Source organism: Spiroplasma endosymbiont of Phycita roborella, from assembly GCF_964031195.1.
GTDB classification, from domain to species: domain Bacteria; phylum Bacillota_I; class Bacilli_A; order Mycoplasmatales; family VBWQ01; genus Spiroplasma_E; species Spiroplasma_E ixodetis_A.
This window is the reverse complement of record NZ_CAXIQJ010000002.1, coordinates 74,451-91,183: the sequence shown is the minus strand read 5'-3', so window position 1 is coordinate 91,183 and position 16,733 is coordinate 74,451. Positions and strand designations below refer to the sequence as shown.

Here is a 16,733-nt window from a genome sequence, read left to right as displayed (position 1 = left end):
TACACCCATTATTCAAACAACTGCAGTTTATAAAAATCCAAAGAAAGTCCCGGGAGTTTTTGCTAAATCTTTAAAAATTTCAACATGATTTTTACGATATTTATTACCTAAATTGATTTCAATTAATAAAATTGGTAAAGCACAGACAATTAGTGCAATAAAGAATGGAATTAAAAAGATACCACCATGTTTATTCATTTGATTTGGAAATCCCCAAATACTTCCTAATCCTACAGCAGCACCTAGTACTGACATAATAAATCCTAATGTAGTTATGTTTTTTTTTCTTTTTGCCTTTCATATAATCAGTCCCTTTATTTTTAGATAGTATTATGAATTTTACACAATAGTTATCAAAGTTACAATATATATTAGTAATATATTTTTAATCTTTAGTTAAAAGTTATATTTTTTTAAAACCATTAAAATTCAAATTTAAAAATATCAATGTATAATATTCTTAGTTATGTATATTTGATTTTTGTTTATTAGGAGGAAAATAGATGATAAAGATATTACTTACGTGTTCAGCTGGTATGAGTACTTTAAGACTAGAAGCAAATATGAAAGAGTATATTAAAGAGTTAAATTTAGATTATGAAGTGAAAGCATTAGGTGCTACTGAAGCAAAAGCATCTTTTGCTAAAGGTGAAAAATGGGATGTTGTTTTATTAGGACCACAAGTAAGTTATATGAAAAATGATTTTACTAATATTATTGGAAATGCTGCTCTTAATGTTATTCCAGCAGCAGTTTATGCGATGGTTCAAGGTAAAGAAACGTTAGAATTAGCAATGAGTTTATTAGAAATTAAAAAATAATACTATGAGCATTAAAGAAAAAGAGAAAAGTAGTAATATTGATTTTGAAAAAATTTCACTTGAAATAATTTCTTCTGCTGGAAAAGCAAAATCTTTAGCAATAGAAGCAATTACTCTCGCTAAGGAAGCACAATTTGAAACAGCATTAAAAATGATTGATGAAGCAAATGATAATATTACTAAAGCTTTGCAATCACATATGAGCGTCATTGTTGAAGAAGGTAAAGGTTATCAATTACCTTTTTCAGTATTGTTTATGCATTCTGAAGATCATTTGTTAACAACACAAATGATGATTGAAATTAGTAAAGAATTTATTAATTTATATCAATTTATAAACAGAAAAAAATAAAAATAGGCATTTGCCTATTTTTATTTAAAGTATAAAATTAATCTTTTGGTTTTTTTTCAAAATCTTCTCCATCTTTTTCTAATCCTTTGATTGGACAAAGTAGAGGATAATTTTCTTTACAATAATCACAATGTCATTTTTTCTTTTTGAAAATTTCTTTAAATTTTTTAAACATTATATTTTTTCTCTCTTTCTTTTCATTATTTTTTTGTAAGTATATTTTATTCTTGTTCAAGTTCTGTTCATGAGCCAGTAGTGTTAGTGACTACTTTTCATCCTGTATTACTATTTTCGAATTTAGTTTTTAATTGATTAAAATTCTCAATAGTTTTTTCAGATAAAGTATATAAATCTTCGTTTGAAATATAACCTTTTCAACCACTTGCATCTCATTCGGGAAATCTAGAAATAATATTAAAAATTTCAGTTTTATTTTTATTAGTATTTAAAATTTTTTGTCATTCATATCGACTTATTGCAATTTTTAAAGTATCATGTCATAAAAATTTATAATATTTTTCTATTATATTTTTATCGTGAGTATTTGGTGAAAATTGTGGTTTTTTATTAAACAAATTTCCAAAATAGTAACATAGTTCAACTCCGTATGTATTGTATCCACGTACACTAGTTAAATAATTAAGAACATTCATTAATATTTTTGATAATTTATATATATTAGGTTTTGGTCAATTATTTCCTTGATAAGGAAATTTTATGGTATCATAGTATATTTTTTCTCTTAATTTTTCAAGGTCATTTAAAGAAAAAAAGTTTAAATCAACTATCTAAAGTACTACTTTTTATATACACTAATGTTGTAGGACTTTTTCAATTTTCTTTTCAGACAATAGAAATTTTATCTTCACCATCATATTTTATTGGTTCATTATTTAAAATATTTGTAGTTTTAATTTCGGTGCTTAAAATAGAATTTAAGTTTCCTGTGGTTGTTGCAAATGTTAAAAGACTTACTGTTGTTAATAGTTTTTTCATAATCATCCCCCCTTATTTAGTTTCTTTACTTTATATAAAAATTATTTTAATTATCTGGCTAAAATTTTACTATATTTTAAGTAAAATAAAATATAAAAGATAATAACTCAATTTTAAACATTGGATTTATTTGATACTAAACTTTAAATTTTTTAAGAAATTTATTATAATTTTTTATACTTATAAAAATCAAAAAATAAGTATAGTATTTATATTGTTTTATAATAATTTTAATTATATAAAAGTTTTATTATTATTTTATTTAAAATAATATGGTATTGTATATAGAAGTTTTAAAGGAATATAAAGTTATGTTTAAATTAAAAGCACCTTATAAACCAACAGGTGATCAACCCGAAGCAATTAGTAAATTAGTAGTAGCTATTAAAAATAATATTAAATACCAAGTATTATTGGGAGCCACTGGCACGGGTAAAACTTTTACAATGGCCAATGTTATTGCGCAAGTGCAAAAACCAACTTTAATTTTAGTACATAATAAAACATTAGCTATGCAATTATATGGAGAATTGAAAACTTTTTTTCCTGAAAATCGCGTTGAATATTTTGTCTCATATTTTGATTTTTATCAACCTGAGGCATATTTACCAAAAACCGATACTTATATTGATAAAAATTCTAAACAAAATCAAGAAATTGAAATGTTAAGATTAAGTGCTTTAAATGGTTTATCTATTAGTAAAGATGTTATTGTTGTGGCATCGGTAGCAGCAATTTATGGTGAACAAGAACCAACAGCATATAAAGATAACTTTTTTGAATTGAGAAAAGGACAAAAAATTAATAGAAAAGATTTATTATTAAGACTAATTAAAAATGGATATGTACGTAATGATATTACATTAGAACCGGGTAGTTTTAGTGCAAAAGGTGATTTAATAAAGTTAGCTCCATCTTGAAATGATCAATTTTATTTAAGAATTAGTTTATTTGGTGATGAAATTGAAGAAATAGCACGTATTGATACATTAGGTGCTAATGTTTTAGAGCGTTTTCCCTTTATTACAATTTTTCCTGCGCAAAATTATATTACTAGTAAAAATCGTGTTGATCAGGCAATTATTAAAATTACTGAAGAGTTAAAAATAACATTAGCACAACTAAGAAAAAATAATATGTTAGTAGAAGCGCAAAGATTAGAACAAAGAACAGAACATGATCTAGAATCCTTAAAAGAATTTGGTATTTGTAGTGGTATTGAAAATTATTCTCGTCATTTAGAAAATAGAGAAGTGGGTTCAGCACCATATACTTTAATTGATTTTTTTCCAGATGATTTTTTAACAATTATTGATGAATCTCATATGACATTACCGCAAATTAGAGGAATGTATAATACTGATCGTAGCAGAAAAGAAACATTAGTAAAATATGGCTTTCGTTTACCTAGTGCTTTGGATAATCGTCCTTTAAATTTTAATGAATTTTCTAATAAGTTAAAGCAAGTTATTTATACTTCAGCAACTCCTGCTGATTATGAATTAGCATTAATTAAAAATGAAGTTGAGCCTTTTAATGTACCAGTTCAACAAATTATTCGTCCCACAGGTTTATTAGATCCAACAATTGAAATTAAACCAACTAAAAATCAAATGGAAGATATTATTAATCAAATAAAATTACGAACAAAAAATAATGAAAGAGTATTTATTACTACTTTAACAATTAGAATGGCAGAAGAATTATCAAATTTTTTACAAGAACAAAAAATTAAAGTTGCTTATATTCATAATAAATTAAAAACATTAGAACGTACTAAAGTTTTGTTAGATTTAAGAAAAGGTGTTTTTGATGTTATTGTTGGTATTAATTTATTACGTGAAGGATTAGACGTACCAGAAGTGTCATTAATCTGTATTTTGGATGCTGATAAATCTGGTTTTTTACGTAATACTAAATCATTAATCCAAACTATTGGTCGCGCAGCACGAAATGTTAATGGTCATGTTATACTATATGGAGATATTAAGACAGAGGCAATGACACAAGCAATTGAAGAAACGCAAAGAAGAAGAGAAATTCAACTTGCTTATAATAAAAAATATAATATAGTACCAGTTACTGTTAAAAAACCGTTGAGTGAAATCGTAAGTACTAGAGAATTAGATGTTGATTTAAAAATTTTAAATTCAAGTAAAGGTAAAACAAAAATAGCTGCTAAAACAAAGATAATTGCTGATTTAAGAGTTGAAATGTTACAAGCAGCTAAAGATTTAAATTTTGAAAAGGCAGCTTCACTTCGTGATTTAATTTTGAGTATTGAAAGTGAAAAATAAAGGAGTAAAATAAGTTGACCGATAAAGCACAAAAAGGTATTTTGATAAGTCCAAATACTAAAATTAATCCTCATATACCAATAATATTTTTAATAAAAAATTATATTACTAAACCTAAAATTTTTATTGGTGATTATACTTATTATCATGATTTTAATGGTGAGCAAGCAGCTATTGATTTTGAAAATAAAAATATAATTTATCATTTTCCAAATATGATAAATGATGAATTAATTATTGGTAAATTTTGTTCAATTGCACAAGGTGTTTTTATTTATAATGAATGGTGGCAATCATAATTATTGTGTAGTTTCAACATTTCCTTTACCATTATTTTATAAATCATTAAATTTATCAGAAGTTACAGAAAAAGATAAATTAGATAAATTTCCGATTAAATCACCAACAGCGATAGAAAATAATGTTTGAATTGGTCATGATGTGGCAATCTTAAGAGGGCTAACTATTGGTAATAGGGCAGTAATTGCAGCTAAAAGTGTAGTTACAAAAAATGTGCCTCCTTATGCTATTGTTGGTGGTAATCCTGCTAAAATTATAAAATATCGTTTTTCTAAAAAAATAGTTCAAAAATTACAAAATATAAAGTGATGAGATTGATCTATTGAAAAGATTATTGAAAATTCAGATTTGTTAAAACAAAATTTTGATAATAAAATATTACAAAAACTTGTAAAAGAAAGTAATAGTTTAAATAAAATAAAGGGGTAATAAAAAATATGAAAAAATATGGTTATTTAACTACTAAAATAGGTTTAATTGAAATCATAGTAGTTGCAGAACAAGTAGTAAAAGTTAGTTTCGTTAATACTCGTCAAGTTGCTAAGGATAGTAGTAATATAGTGGTAGTTAATTGTTTAAAACAACTAGCAATGTATTTTGATAAAAAATTAAGTGATTTTAACTTACCAATAGCTTTAAAAGGAACTCCTTTTCAAGAATTAGTATGGAGTAAAACTTGTACTATTCAATTTGGGACAACTTTAACTTATCAAGAATTAGCGCAAAAAATAGGTTATCCAAAAGCAAGTAGGGCAGTGGGTTCGGCTTTAAGTAAAAATCCATTAGCAATTATTGTTCCTTGTCATCGAGTTGTTAATAAAAATAAGAATATTGTTAATTATCTTTATGGTGCCCATATTAAAAATTTTTTATTAGCACAAGAAAGTAAATAAGGTATAAGATTATTTTTTTATGATTGATTATCTTTTTTTTGATTTTTAAAATTGTTAACAATTTTAACTACATAATTTTTAATATAGTAAACAGGATATCCTGCTAACATAACAGCAATTAAAATTAGTGAATTTCATAATGCTCAAATATTATTATTTTGTGTACCATAATAATACATTGCTAAAAATGATCCAACAATAGCAATTATTGCTCCTAAACAACCAATAATAATGAAAAAATAAAATCAAAAATTATTAAAAATCTTGGGCGATTGTCAAATTTACGAAATAATTAATTATCATATTAGTAACTTATTTCCAAAAATGAATTATTTGAAAAATAATGAAAATTAGACAAAATTACTCTCTTTAACCCTTAAATTTATATTCGACGTATTTTAAAAAAATATACATTTATAAGAAAAAATAAAAATTATTCTCAAAGGAAAAAGACAAGATTATTTCTTGTCTTTTTTTGTAATTGTAAAATTTTAAAATTTTTAATAACCGTCTTTAACGCTATTATCAACACGTGTTAGGGAATTAAAACAGTGAACTACAACACAGTTGTTAAAAATAGTAGCTAGAACATGTGGACTTGCATGAATAAATAAAAAGTGGAGTGATACCTAATAAAATATACTAACCATTTAATGGTAATTCTTGGGGTGGGAGCGAATTGGAAACTAGTATATATAGACCTGTTGTAGGGACCTATTGTATTAATTCTATTCTTTATTTAACCAACCTTGCCACTACCAAGTGAGCAAGTGTTGGTTTTATTTTTTATTTTTTTTGAAAATTTTTTTGGGCGAGAAAATAAATTTCAAACTTGTAAAAAAAATTGAGCGGTGCCGGTTCAATTAAAATATTAATTTGTTAAACACAAATTAAATAAATATTGAATCGAATGCCTCAATGTTTTTTAAAATTTCATAATTTATTTTTGAGCCCAGAATTGCTGAAATGAATAAAACTAATAATAGTATTATTAATAATTTAAAAATCAAAATATATGTCCTTTATGCTAGAAGCAACAGGACATATTAGGAAAGGATTATTATGCAAATAGAATTTAAAAAAGAACAAATTGTTAAAGATAAACGACAATCTATTCTTATTGATTATGTTGAATATAAATTATCACTTCCAAAATGAATGATTAAAAATAATTCTTTTATTGTTGATAATAATTACACATATTGGGTTTTTAATTCTGAAAATATTAAAAGAGAATTAAATGGTGATGAATTAACAAAATTATTAGAACCATATATTTCTGAACAGAAAATAACTGTTAATAAACTAGAAACACCCAAAGAATATTATCTTAATGATATAAAACTTGAACCATTAACATTTTATGAACAGCATAATAGTTGATTTATTGGTGAAATAACTGATAGTAAAACAAAGATTACTAATCCTTGTTTTAAATATAATGTTACATGAGAAGAAAACAGAAAAGGTTTTAAAATAAATAATCCATATAACCATAATGATTTGTCAATTAATTATATAGTCACTTCTTATAAACATATTTCAACTCATAATGAAAAGATATTTTATTTATAAAGAAAAAAACTATGAATAATAAAAATAAAAAATGTGAATTAAGAGTTTGTATGGATAAAGTTTGAAAAGAATGTATTAATAATTCTACTAAAACTATTAAATATAAAAATTGACCAATACCTTATTTAATATCTGACAGTTGTTATAACAAAATACCTAAATACCTTAAACAAACAGCAAAAATAATTGAAAAGGGATGATTTACATAATGGAAAAAAAGATTATTGAATATAAAGTAGGATTAATCAAACAAATTGATAGTTTACAAAAAAATAATTTAGTTTGTGGACATAAAGAGTTTATCGAAGAATGTAAATATTGCTGAAGTAATTGTGATTTAGAAATTATTAAAACAATTGTTAGAGGTTAATTTGATTAATGCAATATGACTTAATTATTGGAATTGACCCTGCTGGTATTGGTAGTAATGGAATTATTATATACTCAAATGAAACTAATAATATTGTTTTTAATGAAACATTTAAAACTAAAACAGTTTTAAAAAGCAAAAATCTATTTAAAGAATACTTTTTATTAATTAAAAAACATTTTGATAATAAAAAAATATTAGTTATTGTAGAAAATTTCTTTTTAAATTCAAAACAATTATTAACAAATCCATTAGCAACTCCTAAAATTATTGGTGCTTTAATAGTATTAGCAGAAGATGTTATGAATTGAGATTATTTAGAAAGTGAACCAAAAAATAAAAACAAAATAGAAAATTATAAAGGAAATATAAAATTAACAAAACATGAACAAGATGCATATAAGCATATTAAATATTATTTAAGGAATTATAAAAATGAAAGAGAAAGCCAATTATGTCAAATTAACAGTAAAACTGAGTAACACTATTGAAACAAAATATTACGAAAAAGGTAATAAAGAATTATATTATAGTGTTCGAGGTCAATGAAATGGATTAAACTATGTTACTTTAATTTTTAACAACCCAAAATTTTATAGACGCTGTATTTTATTAAACAAAAACGATGAAATTATTGTAACTGGTCAAATTTTTAACACTTTAAATATTCCTAAAAATCGTGCATTTTGTTCAATAAATGTTAAATGATTTAAAAAATGAAAAGAGTAAAAAATGATATTATGAAAAATTTTATTAATAGTACCAATATTAATAACAAGCATAACACTAATAATATTTTTAATATTTATTAGTAAAGAATTAAAAAATGAATATAAAGTATTAAAAATATTAAGTGAAATTGCTAATCAAATTGAAAATAAGGAGAATAAATAATGAATAGATGTACATGAACTGAAACAATAACATTTGAAAAATTTATTCATGAACCACATTATGATGAAATTAAAAATGAACAAAGACAAAGACAATGTGAAAATATGACAGAAGAGCAATTTGATGAATATTGTAGAGCATATTGTAAAGAACATAGAATTAAAGTTGATGAAATTAATAAATCAAGACATAAAAATTGTATTAATAAAGAAAAATTAGTATCTTTTTTATCTGAATTTTATAATAATTTTAATCAAGTTGAAGACAAATGATTTCAATCAAAAGCAGATACTTAGAGGCTTTTTAATAATCTGTGTATCTTTGTTTTACAAAGTTACTAATTTAGATTAATTCTGTCTTCAAATTTTATCATAAAATGAGCAATTGCTGTATTTCAATTTTGAATAGGCAATGTTCATTTTTTTGTTATATTTTCAATTGCCAAGTAAAATATTTTGAAAACTGCCATATCATTAGGAAAAACTTTTTTATTTCTGATGATTTTTCGTAATTGACTATTAACAGATTCAATAGCATTTGTAGTATAAATTACTCTTTTGATTTCTACTGGATAACTAATAAAAACCATTAAATTATCTCAATTTTTATATCAAGATTTAGTAATTTGAGGATATTGTTTATTTCATTTACTTTCAAACGATTCTAAAGATTGCATTGCTTGTTCTTCACTACATGCACTATAAATTGGTTTTAAATCTGCAACTAGACCTTTTCGATGTTTGTATGAAACATATTTTAAACTATTTCTAATTTGATGAACAATGCATAATTGATGTTCTGTTTTAGGATAAACTGATTGTATTGCTTCTGACATGCCTGTTAAATTATCACTACAAGCAATAAGAATATCATTTAAGCCACGATTTTTCATTTCTGTGAAATTAGATAATCAAAACTTAGAACCTTCATTTTCACTAATTCATAATCCTAAAACATCTTTTTTGCCTTCTAAATCAACTCCTAATGCTATATAAACTGATTTGTTAATAATCCGTTTATCTTGTCGTACTTTAACTACTATACAATCAAAATAAACAATAGGATAAATACTTTCTAATGGTCGATTTTGTCATGCTTTAACATCATCAATAACATCATCAGTAATTTGACTAATAACACTTTCACTAATATCAGCACCATGATATAACTCTTGCAACTGCATTCTAATGTCAGATAATGTCATTCCTTTTGCATACAAGGAAAGAACTTGTTGATCAAAACCATCAAATCTTCTTTGCCTTTTAGGAACTATTACAGGAGTAAAATTACTATTGCGATCTCTTGGTACATCAATTTCAATTTTACCTTGTTGAGTTATTAATTTTTTTGAACTTGTACCATTACGAGCATTTTCAGTAGTACTATGTTGATTTTTTTCATATCCTAAATAATTTTGCATTTCAGAATTCAACATTTTTTCAACTAATCTTTTTGTTAATTCTTTATATAAACCGCCAGGTTTAAAAACTGTTGTTAAATCTTCAGTATTTTCTAGTAATAAATCTACTGCTTTTGATATTGGATCATTATTATTAAAGTTATCTTTTTTAGCCATCTGTAACTCACTCTTTCTAGTCATTTAATTATATTTACTAGAATTAATTAAACATAGTTATTTTTGTAAGTTACACAGATTACTAAACATTTCCTCATAATCTAAATAATAAGTTAAATCATTTGTTTTATGATGTGTTATTGCTCCAACTATTAATCCAGTTGTTGCTAAAAATAATGCTAAAATTGATGTTATTTTATAAAAATTTGTTTTTATTCATGTTTTCATATTAAATTACTCCTTTTTTCCTTGATTTTACTTATAAATTGTACTATTTTTGATTATTTTTACAAGTATGCTTTTAAATGCAAAATAACACCTAAATTAAAGGCGTTTATTTTATGATACCTATACTATTAATTATATTGAAATTGTTTATTATATGGCAAATATGAAAGTACTTTTTTTCGCAATACCATTATTTTAATAATAATTACGTTCTTATGTGGATTATTGTGAATAAAATAAAGAAAAATAGATTATTATTTTAATTTACTATATTTTAACACTTTAAATTTATGTAAATTCAAATTAATAATTGATGCAGAAACAGATTAGGAGAGTAAAAAATATGAGTTTTAATTATAAATGAAATTTTAGAGAACAATATGCTAAAATTGATAAATTAGTTTTAGAACATATAACAAAGAAATGAGAAAAACGAGATTGAAGAATATTTAAAACAAGAGATAAAAAGAAATATAAAATTGTTGATTATCAATATAGAACAAGAAAAACAATGTATGGATTAGTAACTTATAAAAGAAGAATTTATGAATATTTTGATGAAAAATTACAAAAATTAGTTTGTGTTTGTTTAGTTGATGAATGACTAGAATTACCTAAATATAAAAGAATTGGTGAAGATATTGAACAAACTATTATTGAATATTTTGCTGACGGAAAAAGATACCATGATATTTGTGCTATTTGTAAAAAAGCAGGTATTAGTGTTAGTACTGTTCATAGAGTTTTTAAGAATTTAGAAGTAATTGAAGCAAATCCAATAAAAGTAAAATTAGAAAAAAATCAACCTATTTTTGTAGCAATTGATCATGGTCACCGAAAATTTTGAAATTTTAAACGTAAGGGTATAAAACATTCTATGCGTTTAATAGTAACATATACAGATAATATTAATCACAAAGTACAAAATAAAAGAGTAAAAGCAATTATAAGACCAACAAAAACAGCAATTGGTGTTAAAAAAACTGCTAAATTTGTTAAAGAACACTGTCAAAAATTTTATGAAAATATTGAGCAAGCAAAAATTATTATTTGTGGTGATAGTGCAGGATGAATTAAAGATGTGGCAGATTATTTAGGGGCACAGTTTGTTTTAGATAAATTCCATTTAATTAGAACATTATATCTTGGAATAATGGCTGGAAATAAAGGAAAATATTTAAAAGAATATAATCACTGTAAAAATTTAATTAATAATGGTAAATATGATGAATTAATTGACTATTTATATAATCAATTAGATAATCATAAAAAATTAAAGAAAAAATATTTTAAAAATAATAAACAAGGTATTGAAAATCAAGGTGCAAAATGAAATATTGGTTGTTTTACTGAAACTAATATTTGACATGTTTTAAAAGAAATGCTTGGTAATAGAACATATAATATTTTGATTTATATTAAAATGGTTATTTTTAAATGTAATAAAATAAATTTAGAAACATAATTTAATGAATATAGTAATTATTGATTATTTCACAATTTGCAATAAAGTCTCAAAAATTTTTATTTTTAATTTTTATTTTTAAATAAATTATTCATAAAATTAATAATATAGTTATAAATATTAAAATTGGTACTAAAATCTCGCAAAAAATAATTCCAATTTTAAATTGTAATAAAGAATAATGATAATAATTATGAACAGTATAATAGTTTCCAAAATTTTTAAGAGAAATATTATTATTACTTAGAATATAATATAAACTATATTTACTTCATAATATAAAACCATTATATTTAAATATTTTTTTTAAAATTTTATGTAAAGAAATATTTTTCGAGATTACTACTTCTTTTCCATGAAATAAACCTATTATTCACAATCCTATAATTAAAGTTAAAATAGTTAAAATAAATAGTAATACAGTTATTAACTGTAAATTTTTAAGTGCTTTAATTTTCATTTTTAAATTCTCCTTAATTTTATTTCATAAGTTTAACATTTAACAAACTTAATTATAAGTATTTTTGTTGCAATTTATTTAAAAAAATTATATTATTTAAATACAATTTCATAAAAATCCAAATTATTTCTTGTCTAAAATATAATAAGACTATATAGATTTAATTTATTTCGGATTTTTGACAATCTCCTTTTAACTTATGTTCAAGTTAATGGTAAATGAAACTATATTTGTCTATTAATCGACCTATTTAACCGCGAAATTATTGGACATAGTGTTGGAGTTAAAAAAGATGCATCATTAGTATATCAAGCATTTATGCAATCAAATCACTGTTTAAAAGATATTGAAATATTTCATACTGATCGCGGTAATGAATTCAATAATAAAACTATTGATAAACTTTTATTAGCTTTCAACATAACTCGATCTTTAAGCAAAAAAGGATGTCCTTATGACAATGCTGTTGCTGAAGCAACTTTTAAAACTTTCAAAATTGAATTTATTAATGATAAAAATTTTACATCATTAATCCAATTAAAATTAGAATTATTTGATTACATCAATTGATATAACAACATAAGAATTCACAGTACTCTAAACTACCTAACTCCAATTAGTTATCAAAAACAAATGTCTACCAAAAAATAGTCCTAAAAAGGGTTGCCATTCCAGTAACCCATCCAATTATAGATAGTATTTTATATTTAATAATTAGGTAGTTTAGTTTTTCTTAATTATGTTTTTATATAGAAAAAACCATTATCAATATATAATATCTTTATCTTTAAGATTATTATTGTCTTGATATATTATATTAGGTATAATGTAAGAGACTATAAAAATTATAAGAGATTTTATTTTATATAAATTTAATTTATTATTAATATAATAGGGGTGATTATGTGGAAAAAGATAAAGATATTATGAACATTATTAAAAAAGCATTATCAGAAAGTATTTTATCTGTACCAGGTGTTGCCAATATTTATGAAAAAGATAATAATTATGGAATTAAAGTTAACAAGTCTGATTTAGGTTGAATTATTGATATTAATATAGTTTGTTTTTTTAATAATAATATTTGAAATATTATGAATCAAACTCAGAAAAATTTAAAATATATTGTTGAAAAGATTATTAAACATCAAGACTATATAGTACTTAACATTTTTGTTCATGATTTAATTGAAGAATAAAAGAAAATATAAGGTGAAATTAAATGAAAAAAATTGATATTAAAACCTTAAAAGTTATGCTTATTAGCGGTGCTAATAATCTTTATAATCATCATTTTGAAGTTGATAAATTAAATGTTTTCCCCGTACCTGATGGTGATACTGGAACAAATATGAATTTAACAATGATGAATGGTATAAAAGAATTAAATGGCAAAGAATATGATAGTTTAAAAACATTTGCTACTACTTTTTCTCGTGGTTTAATGATGGGTGCGCGTGGTAATTCTGGAGTTATTTTATCTCAAATTTTTCGTGGTTTTTTTCAAACTATAAAAACAAAAGATTTAAAAAATGATTTCATTAGTAATGAGGATTTATTAAAATCTTGAAAAAGTGCACAAGATTATGCATATCGTGCAGTTATGAAACCAGTAGAAGGTACTATTCTTACTATTATTAAAGATGGTGCTAGTTATATTAATGAATTAGAAATAACAGGCAAAGATTCGCTTTATATTTTTGAAAAATTACTAGAAGGAATGAATGAATCGTTAAAAAGAACACCTGATTTATTGCCAATTTTAAAAAAAGTAGGAGTTGTTGATTCGGGTGGTGCTGGTTTAGTTTATATTGTTGAAGGTATGGTGTATGGTTTAAAGCATGGTAAAGCTATTTCACCAAAGAAAAAATTAGAACAACAAGATACAGCAAAATTAGAAATGGTTTTAAATCAAGAAAACTTTGGTTATTGTTCAGAAGTTATTGTAAAACTAAATAAAGTTAGTAAGTTAGATTTTAATTTAAGCAAAACACGAACTGATTTAGAAACAATGGATGGTCAATCAATAGTTTTAGTAGATGATGAAGATTTAATTAAAGTTCATGTTCATACTTTAAAACCGGGTCAAATTTTAAATTATTTTCAGAAATTTGGTGAAATTTTAAAAGTAAAAATTGAAAATATGACGGAACAGGCAAAAGCACATACACAAACTATTAAACCAATTCGTAAATTAAATAATAAATTTGCTTTAATTGCTGCTGTTCCCGGTAGAGGAATTGAAACCTTTTTTAGAGATGAATTAAAGGTTAATAATATTATTATGTATTCAAAAAGAATTAATCCATCAACAGATGACTTTTTAAAGGCAATTGAAATTGTCGATGCAAAAAATGTTTTTATTTTACCAAATGATAGTAATTTATTTTTAGCAGCAGAACAAGCAAGAAAATTAGAAAAAAAATCAAAAGTTTTTGTATTACCTGCTAAAAATATTGCTCAAGGTATGCGTGCTGCTTTAAATTTTAATCCTGAATTAAGTGCAAAAGAAAATAATAAAAATATGTGAAGTGAAATTAAATATGCTGCTTTTGGTTATATAACAGTTGCTGATCGTGATGTTGAAATAGATGGTATTAAAATTGGAAAAAAACACTTTTTTTCTGCTGTTAGTTTTCGTAATAAAGATGGTAAAGAAAAAATTATTGCTTCAAATGAAAATTTATTTAATGTAATTAAAGTATTGTTTACTAAATTAATTTGAGATGGTGCAGAAATAATTACTATTTTTAAAGGTAAAGGTTATTCAAAAGATCAAATTAATTTTATGAAAAAAATTTTAGATGAAGATTATGATATTGAATATGAAATTGTTGATGGTGATCAAGAAGTTTATAACTTTCTTTTCGTGGTTGAATAATACTATGTTATAATATTGTAGACTCTATTCAAATAGTTAGAAAGGAGAAGATTATGACTAATTTATTATTATCCTCAGTTAATCCAAATGATCCAAAGACTTGATCAACTAGTTTAATTGTTTTAGCAAGCTTAGTGGCTATTGTTGGTATAATTTTGTTTGTTGTTACTATGATTTGATTTTTCACTTGAATTAAGTATTCTTGATTCCATCGTGAAAATAGTGCTAATTTAACTGGTGGCGAGTTATCTCAAAAATATTTAAAAACATACGGTATTAATGCAAAAAGAATAAAATTTAAGGGATTTGGTAATATTAATAGTATTACTGTTGAACCTAGGTTTTTTTATTTAAGGCCATATTTATTTAATAATGGTAATTTTACTTTAAGATTATTACCATGAACTTATCACCGTCGTTCTATTTATACTTTAGCAATGGCAATGGAAAGTACTTGGGCAGTAAGTAGTTCAAATAGTAGTCGTTTTAATACTTTTTGATGAGATTTTTCTCGTAAAATAACATTATTTTTTGTTTTAATTCCTTTTGCACTTGCTATTCTATTTGCTCTTTCACCTGCTAATTCTTGAATTACTTTATCAGCAGCGAGCGCCAATATACTTTCAATTGTTTTATCAATTTTAGGTAGTATTTTATTAATTCTTTTTTCTTCAATGCAAATGATTTTTTATGCTAAATCAAGAAAAGAAATTTGTCAAAATCTTGTTGGTATTTTAAATGAAAAAGAAATACGTGCTATTAGTTGAATTTTCCAAATTAAGTTTATTTATTACTTGATTCGTATGATTTATGAAATATTACAACTTATTTTACGTATTGTGATGTATACACAGCAAAATGAGAAATAATAAAAATTTGTACCTATAATTTAGGTACAAATTTTAAATTTAAAATTATATTAAGTTTTATTGATAAAACATTATTTTCAAAACTTTTATAAAATATTCTATTTTAGTAAGTTTTAAAGTTTTGTTTTTTTAATTTTACATTTAATTACTAAACCAATATTTTTCATTTTCATTTATTATTGTATATTTAAAATTTTATTTTGATAGTTTTAAATTTTAAATATACAATAAAATACACTTATTAATTTAATATATATATATATATATATATATTCATTAGTAATTTTTTGTATATGTATTGCAAAAATATAAAAAAAGGTTTTAAATATTAACTATGAGAGAGAAAAAAGAATATTTTAAGTTAAGGAGAATACTGAATGCAAAGTAAGTCTGCTATTAATATATATTCAAAAATTAATAAATTAAAAATAGTTTTATTACTTGCTAAAATTTTTATCAGAAATGGTATTGGAGTATTTTATATTAAAAAGTTTGTTGTAACGAGTATTATCCAAGATAAAAAAATATGTTCTTACTTAATCAATCAAATTTTGAAAGAATGGAATTCTAAAAAAGAATATATTATTTCACTAGAAAAATATTTAAAACAACTTTCAGTTCAACAATTTATTAACAAAATAATTACTTGCTATTAATAAATTTGAGTTAAAAATTAAATATAATAATACATATCCATGTTTATGAAATTACTAATTCTGAATTGTCATGTGGCCAGAGTGTTGCCCATATTGTATA

Annotated in this window: 22 protein-coding genes and 2 pseudogenes; 17 read left to right on the top strand and 7 right to left on the bottom strand. The window is 23.2% G+C overall.

What is annotated here, in order from left to right; genetic code table 4:
- Window positions 1–27: 27 nt before the first annotated feature.
- Window positions 28–267: a hypothetical protein gene (locus AAHM95_RS00950; RefSeq protein WP_342273943.1), complete on the bottom strand. Its 240-nt coding sequence runs from the start codon at window positions 265–267 to the stop codon at window positions 28–30.
- A 236-nt stretch (window positions 268–503) separates the two neighbouring features.
- Here AAHM95_RS00950 and AAHM95_RS00945 point away from each other — a divergent pair, with 236 nt between their 5' ends.
- Both AAHM95_RS00945 and AAHM95_RS00940 read left to right on the top strand, forming a co-directional pair.
- Window positions 504–821 (top strand): PTS sugar transporter subunit IIB, encoded by a 318-nt coding sequence (locus AAHM95_RS00945; RefSeq protein WP_252320477.1) that lies wholly within the window; start codon window positions 504–506, stop codon window positions 819–821.
- A 4-nt stretch (window positions 822–825) separates the two neighbouring features.
- Window positions 826–1,173, top strand: coding sequence for a PTS sugar transporter subunit IIA (locus AAHM95_RS00940; RefSeq protein WP_281749073.1), 348 nt, complete (start codon window positions 826–828; stop codon window positions 1,171–1,173).
- A gap of 37 nt (window positions 1,174–1,210) precedes the next feature.
- Here AAHM95_RS00940 and AAHM95_RS00935 read toward each other — a convergent pair whose 3' ends face one another.
- Genes AAHM95_RS00935 through AAHM95_RS00925 form a run of 3 tightly spaced genes read right to left on the bottom strand, consistent with a single transcriptional unit; the run spans window position 1,211 to window position 2,169 of the window.
- Window positions 1,211–1,348, bottom strand: coding sequence for a hypothetical protein (locus AAHM95_RS00935; RefSeq protein ID WP_252320481.1), 138 nt, complete (start codon window positions 1,346–1,348; stop codon window positions 1,211–1,213).
- 46 nt (window positions 1,349–1,394) lie between these two features.
- Complete coding sequence (locus AAHM95_RS00930) at window positions 1,395–1,826, bottom strand: hypothetical protein (RefSeq protein ID WP_342273841.1); 432 nt, start codon at window positions 1,824–1,826, stop codon at window positions 1,395–1,397.
- Window positions 1,827–1,866: 40 nt separating this feature from the next.
- Window positions 1,867–2,169, bottom strand: a complete 303-nt coding sequence (locus AAHM95_RS00925; protein WP_342273840.1) for a hypothetical protein — start codon at window positions 2,167–2,169, stop codon at window positions 1,867–1,869.
- 311 nt (window positions 2,170–2,480) lie between these two features.
- Between AAHM95_RS00925 and uvrB the strand changes: the two genes are divergently transcribed.
- The 3 genes and pseudogenes from uvrB to AAHM95_RS00905 all read left to right on the top strand — a co-directional run bounded on the left by uvrB (window position 2,481) and on the right by AAHM95_RS00905 (window position 5,659).
- Window positions 2,481–4,466, top strand: coding sequence for an excinuclease ABC subunit UvrB (uvrB, locus tag AAHM95_RS00920; RefSeq protein WP_342273839.1), 1,986 nt, complete (start codon window positions 2,481–2,483; stop codon window positions 4,464–4,466).
- Between the two features lie 14 nt (window positions 4,467–4,480).
- A pseudogene (locus AAHM95_RS09630) lies at window positions 4,481–5,195 on the top strand (CatB-related O-acetyltransferase).
- A gap of 8 nt (window positions 5,196–5,203) precedes the next feature.
- Window positions 5,204–5,659: a methylated-DNA--[protein]-cysteine S-methyltransferase gene (locus AAHM95_RS00905; RefSeq protein ID WP_174481403.1), complete on the top strand. Its 456-nt coding sequence runs from the start codon at window positions 5,204–5,206 to the stop codon at window positions 5,657–5,659.
- A 17-nt stretch (window positions 5,660–5,676) separates the two neighbouring features.
- Here the strand turns inward: AAHM95_RS00905 and AAHM95_RS00900 are convergent, their stop codons facing one another.
- The gene (locus tag AAHM95_RS00900; RefSeq protein ID WP_338978014.1) at window positions 5,677–5,838 is read right to left on the bottom strand and encodes a hypothetical protein; all 162 of its coding nucleotides are present in this window, start codon (window positions 5,836–5,838) and stop codon (window positions 5,677–5,679) included.
- An 883-nt stretch (window positions 5,839–6,721) separates the two neighbouring features.
- On the opposite strand from AAHM95_RS00900, the gene AAHM95_RS00895 reads away from it, so the two are divergent.
- The 6 genes from AAHM95_RS00895 to AAHM95_RS00870 all read left to right on the top strand — a co-directional run bounded on the left by AAHM95_RS00895 (window position 6,722) and on the right by AAHM95_RS00870 (window position 8,794).
- Complete coding sequence (locus tag AAHM95_RS00895) at window positions 6,722–7,234, top strand: hypothetical protein (protein WP_342273836.1); 513 nt, start codon at window positions 6,722–6,724, stop codon at window positions 7,232–7,234.
- Between the two features lie 208 nt (window positions 7,235–7,442).
- Window positions 7,443–7,604 (top strand): hypothetical protein, encoded by a 162-nt coding sequence (locus tag AAHM95_RS00890; RefSeq protein ID WP_338975224.1) that lies wholly within the window; start codon window positions 7,443–7,445, stop codon window positions 7,602–7,604.
- A gap of 8 nt (window positions 7,605–7,612) precedes the next feature.
- Window positions 7,613–8,086, top strand: coding sequence for a hypothetical protein (locus tag AAHM95_RS00885; RefSeq protein ID WP_338975223.1), 474 nt, complete (start codon window positions 7,613–7,615; stop codon window positions 8,084–8,086).
- The gene (locus tag AAHM95_RS00880) at window positions 8,040–8,333 is read left to right on the top strand and encodes a hypothetical protein (protein WP_338975222.1); all 294 of its coding nucleotides are present in this window, start codon (window positions 8,040–8,042) and stop codon (window positions 8,331–8,333) included. Before AAHM95_RS00885 ends, AAHM95_RS00880 begins: the two co-directional genes overlap by 47 nt.
- 3 nt (window positions 8,334–8,336) lie before the next feature.
- Window positions 8,337–8,498 carry a hypothetical protein gene (locus AAHM95_RS00875; protein ID WP_338976082.1) on the top strand — a complete coding sequence of 54 codons (162 nt, stop codon included), beginning with the start codon at window positions 8,337–8,339 and terminating at the stop codon, window positions 8,496–8,498.
- Complete coding sequence (locus AAHM95_RS00870; RefSeq protein ID WP_342273835.1) at window positions 8,498–8,794, top strand: hypothetical protein; 297 nt, start codon at window positions 8,498–8,500, stop codon at window positions 8,792–8,794. Before AAHM95_RS00875 ends, AAHM95_RS00870 begins: the two co-directional genes overlap by 1 nt.
- 41 nt (window positions 8,795–8,835) lie before the next feature.
- Here AAHM95_RS00870 and AAHM95_RS00865 read toward each other — a convergent pair whose 3' ends face one another.
- Complete coding sequence (locus AAHM95_RS00865; protein ID WP_342273942.1) at window positions 8,836–10,074, bottom strand: IS256 family transposase; 1,239 nt, start codon at window positions 10,072–10,074, stop codon at window positions 8,836–8,838.
- Window positions 10,075–10,131: 57 nt separating this feature from the next.
- A complete protein-coding gene (locus AAHM95_RS00860; RefSeq protein ID WP_342273834.1) occupies window positions 10,132–10,302 on the bottom strand; it encodes a hypothetical protein in 171 nt (56 codons plus the stop codon).
- Window positions 10,303–10,645: 343 nt separating this feature from the next.
- On the opposite strand from AAHM95_RS00860, the gene AAHM95_RS00855 reads away from it, so the two are divergent.
- The 6 genes and pseudogenes from AAHM95_RS00855 to AAHM95_RS00830 all read left to right on the top strand — a co-directional run bounded on the left by AAHM95_RS00855 (window position 10,646) and on the right by AAHM95_RS00830 (window position 16,633).
- Window positions 10,646–11,767, top strand: coding sequence for an Mbov_0401 family ICE element transposase-like protein (locus AAHM95_RS00855; protein WP_342273833.1), 1,122 nt, complete (start codon window positions 10,646–10,648; stop codon window positions 11,765–11,767).
- A 652-nt stretch (window positions 11,768–12,419) separates the two neighbouring features.
- Window positions 12,420–12,878: pseudogene (locus AAHM95_RS00850) on the top strand (transposase); the annotation flags it as partial.
- 254 nt (window positions 12,879–13,132) lie between these two features.
- The gene (locus tag AAHM95_RS00845) at window positions 13,133–13,426 is read left to right on the top strand and encodes a hypothetical protein (RefSeq protein WP_174481144.1); all 294 of its coding nucleotides are present in this window, start codon (window positions 13,133–13,135) and stop codon (window positions 13,424–13,426) included.
- 23 nt (window positions 13,427–13,449) lie between these two features.
- Complete coding sequence (locus AAHM95_RS00840; RefSeq protein ID WP_338986132.1) at window positions 13,450–15,108, top strand: DAK2 domain-containing protein; 1,659 nt, start codon at window positions 13,450–13,452, stop codon at window positions 15,106–15,108.
- Window positions 15,109–15,161: 53 nt separating this feature from the next.
- A complete protein-coding gene (locus tag AAHM95_RS00835; RefSeq protein WP_342273832.1) occupies window positions 15,162–15,977 on the top strand; it encodes a hypothetical protein in 816 nt (271 codons plus the stop codon).
- A gap of 377 nt (window positions 15,978–16,354) precedes the next feature.
- Window positions 16,355–16,633 carry a hypothetical protein gene (locus tag AAHM95_RS00830; RefSeq protein ID WP_342273831.1) on the top strand — a complete coding sequence of 93 codons (279 nt, stop codon included), beginning with the start codon at window positions 16,355–16,357 and terminating at the stop codon, window positions 16,631–16,633.
- The last annotated feature ends 100 nt before the right edge of the window (window positions 16,634–16,733 follow it).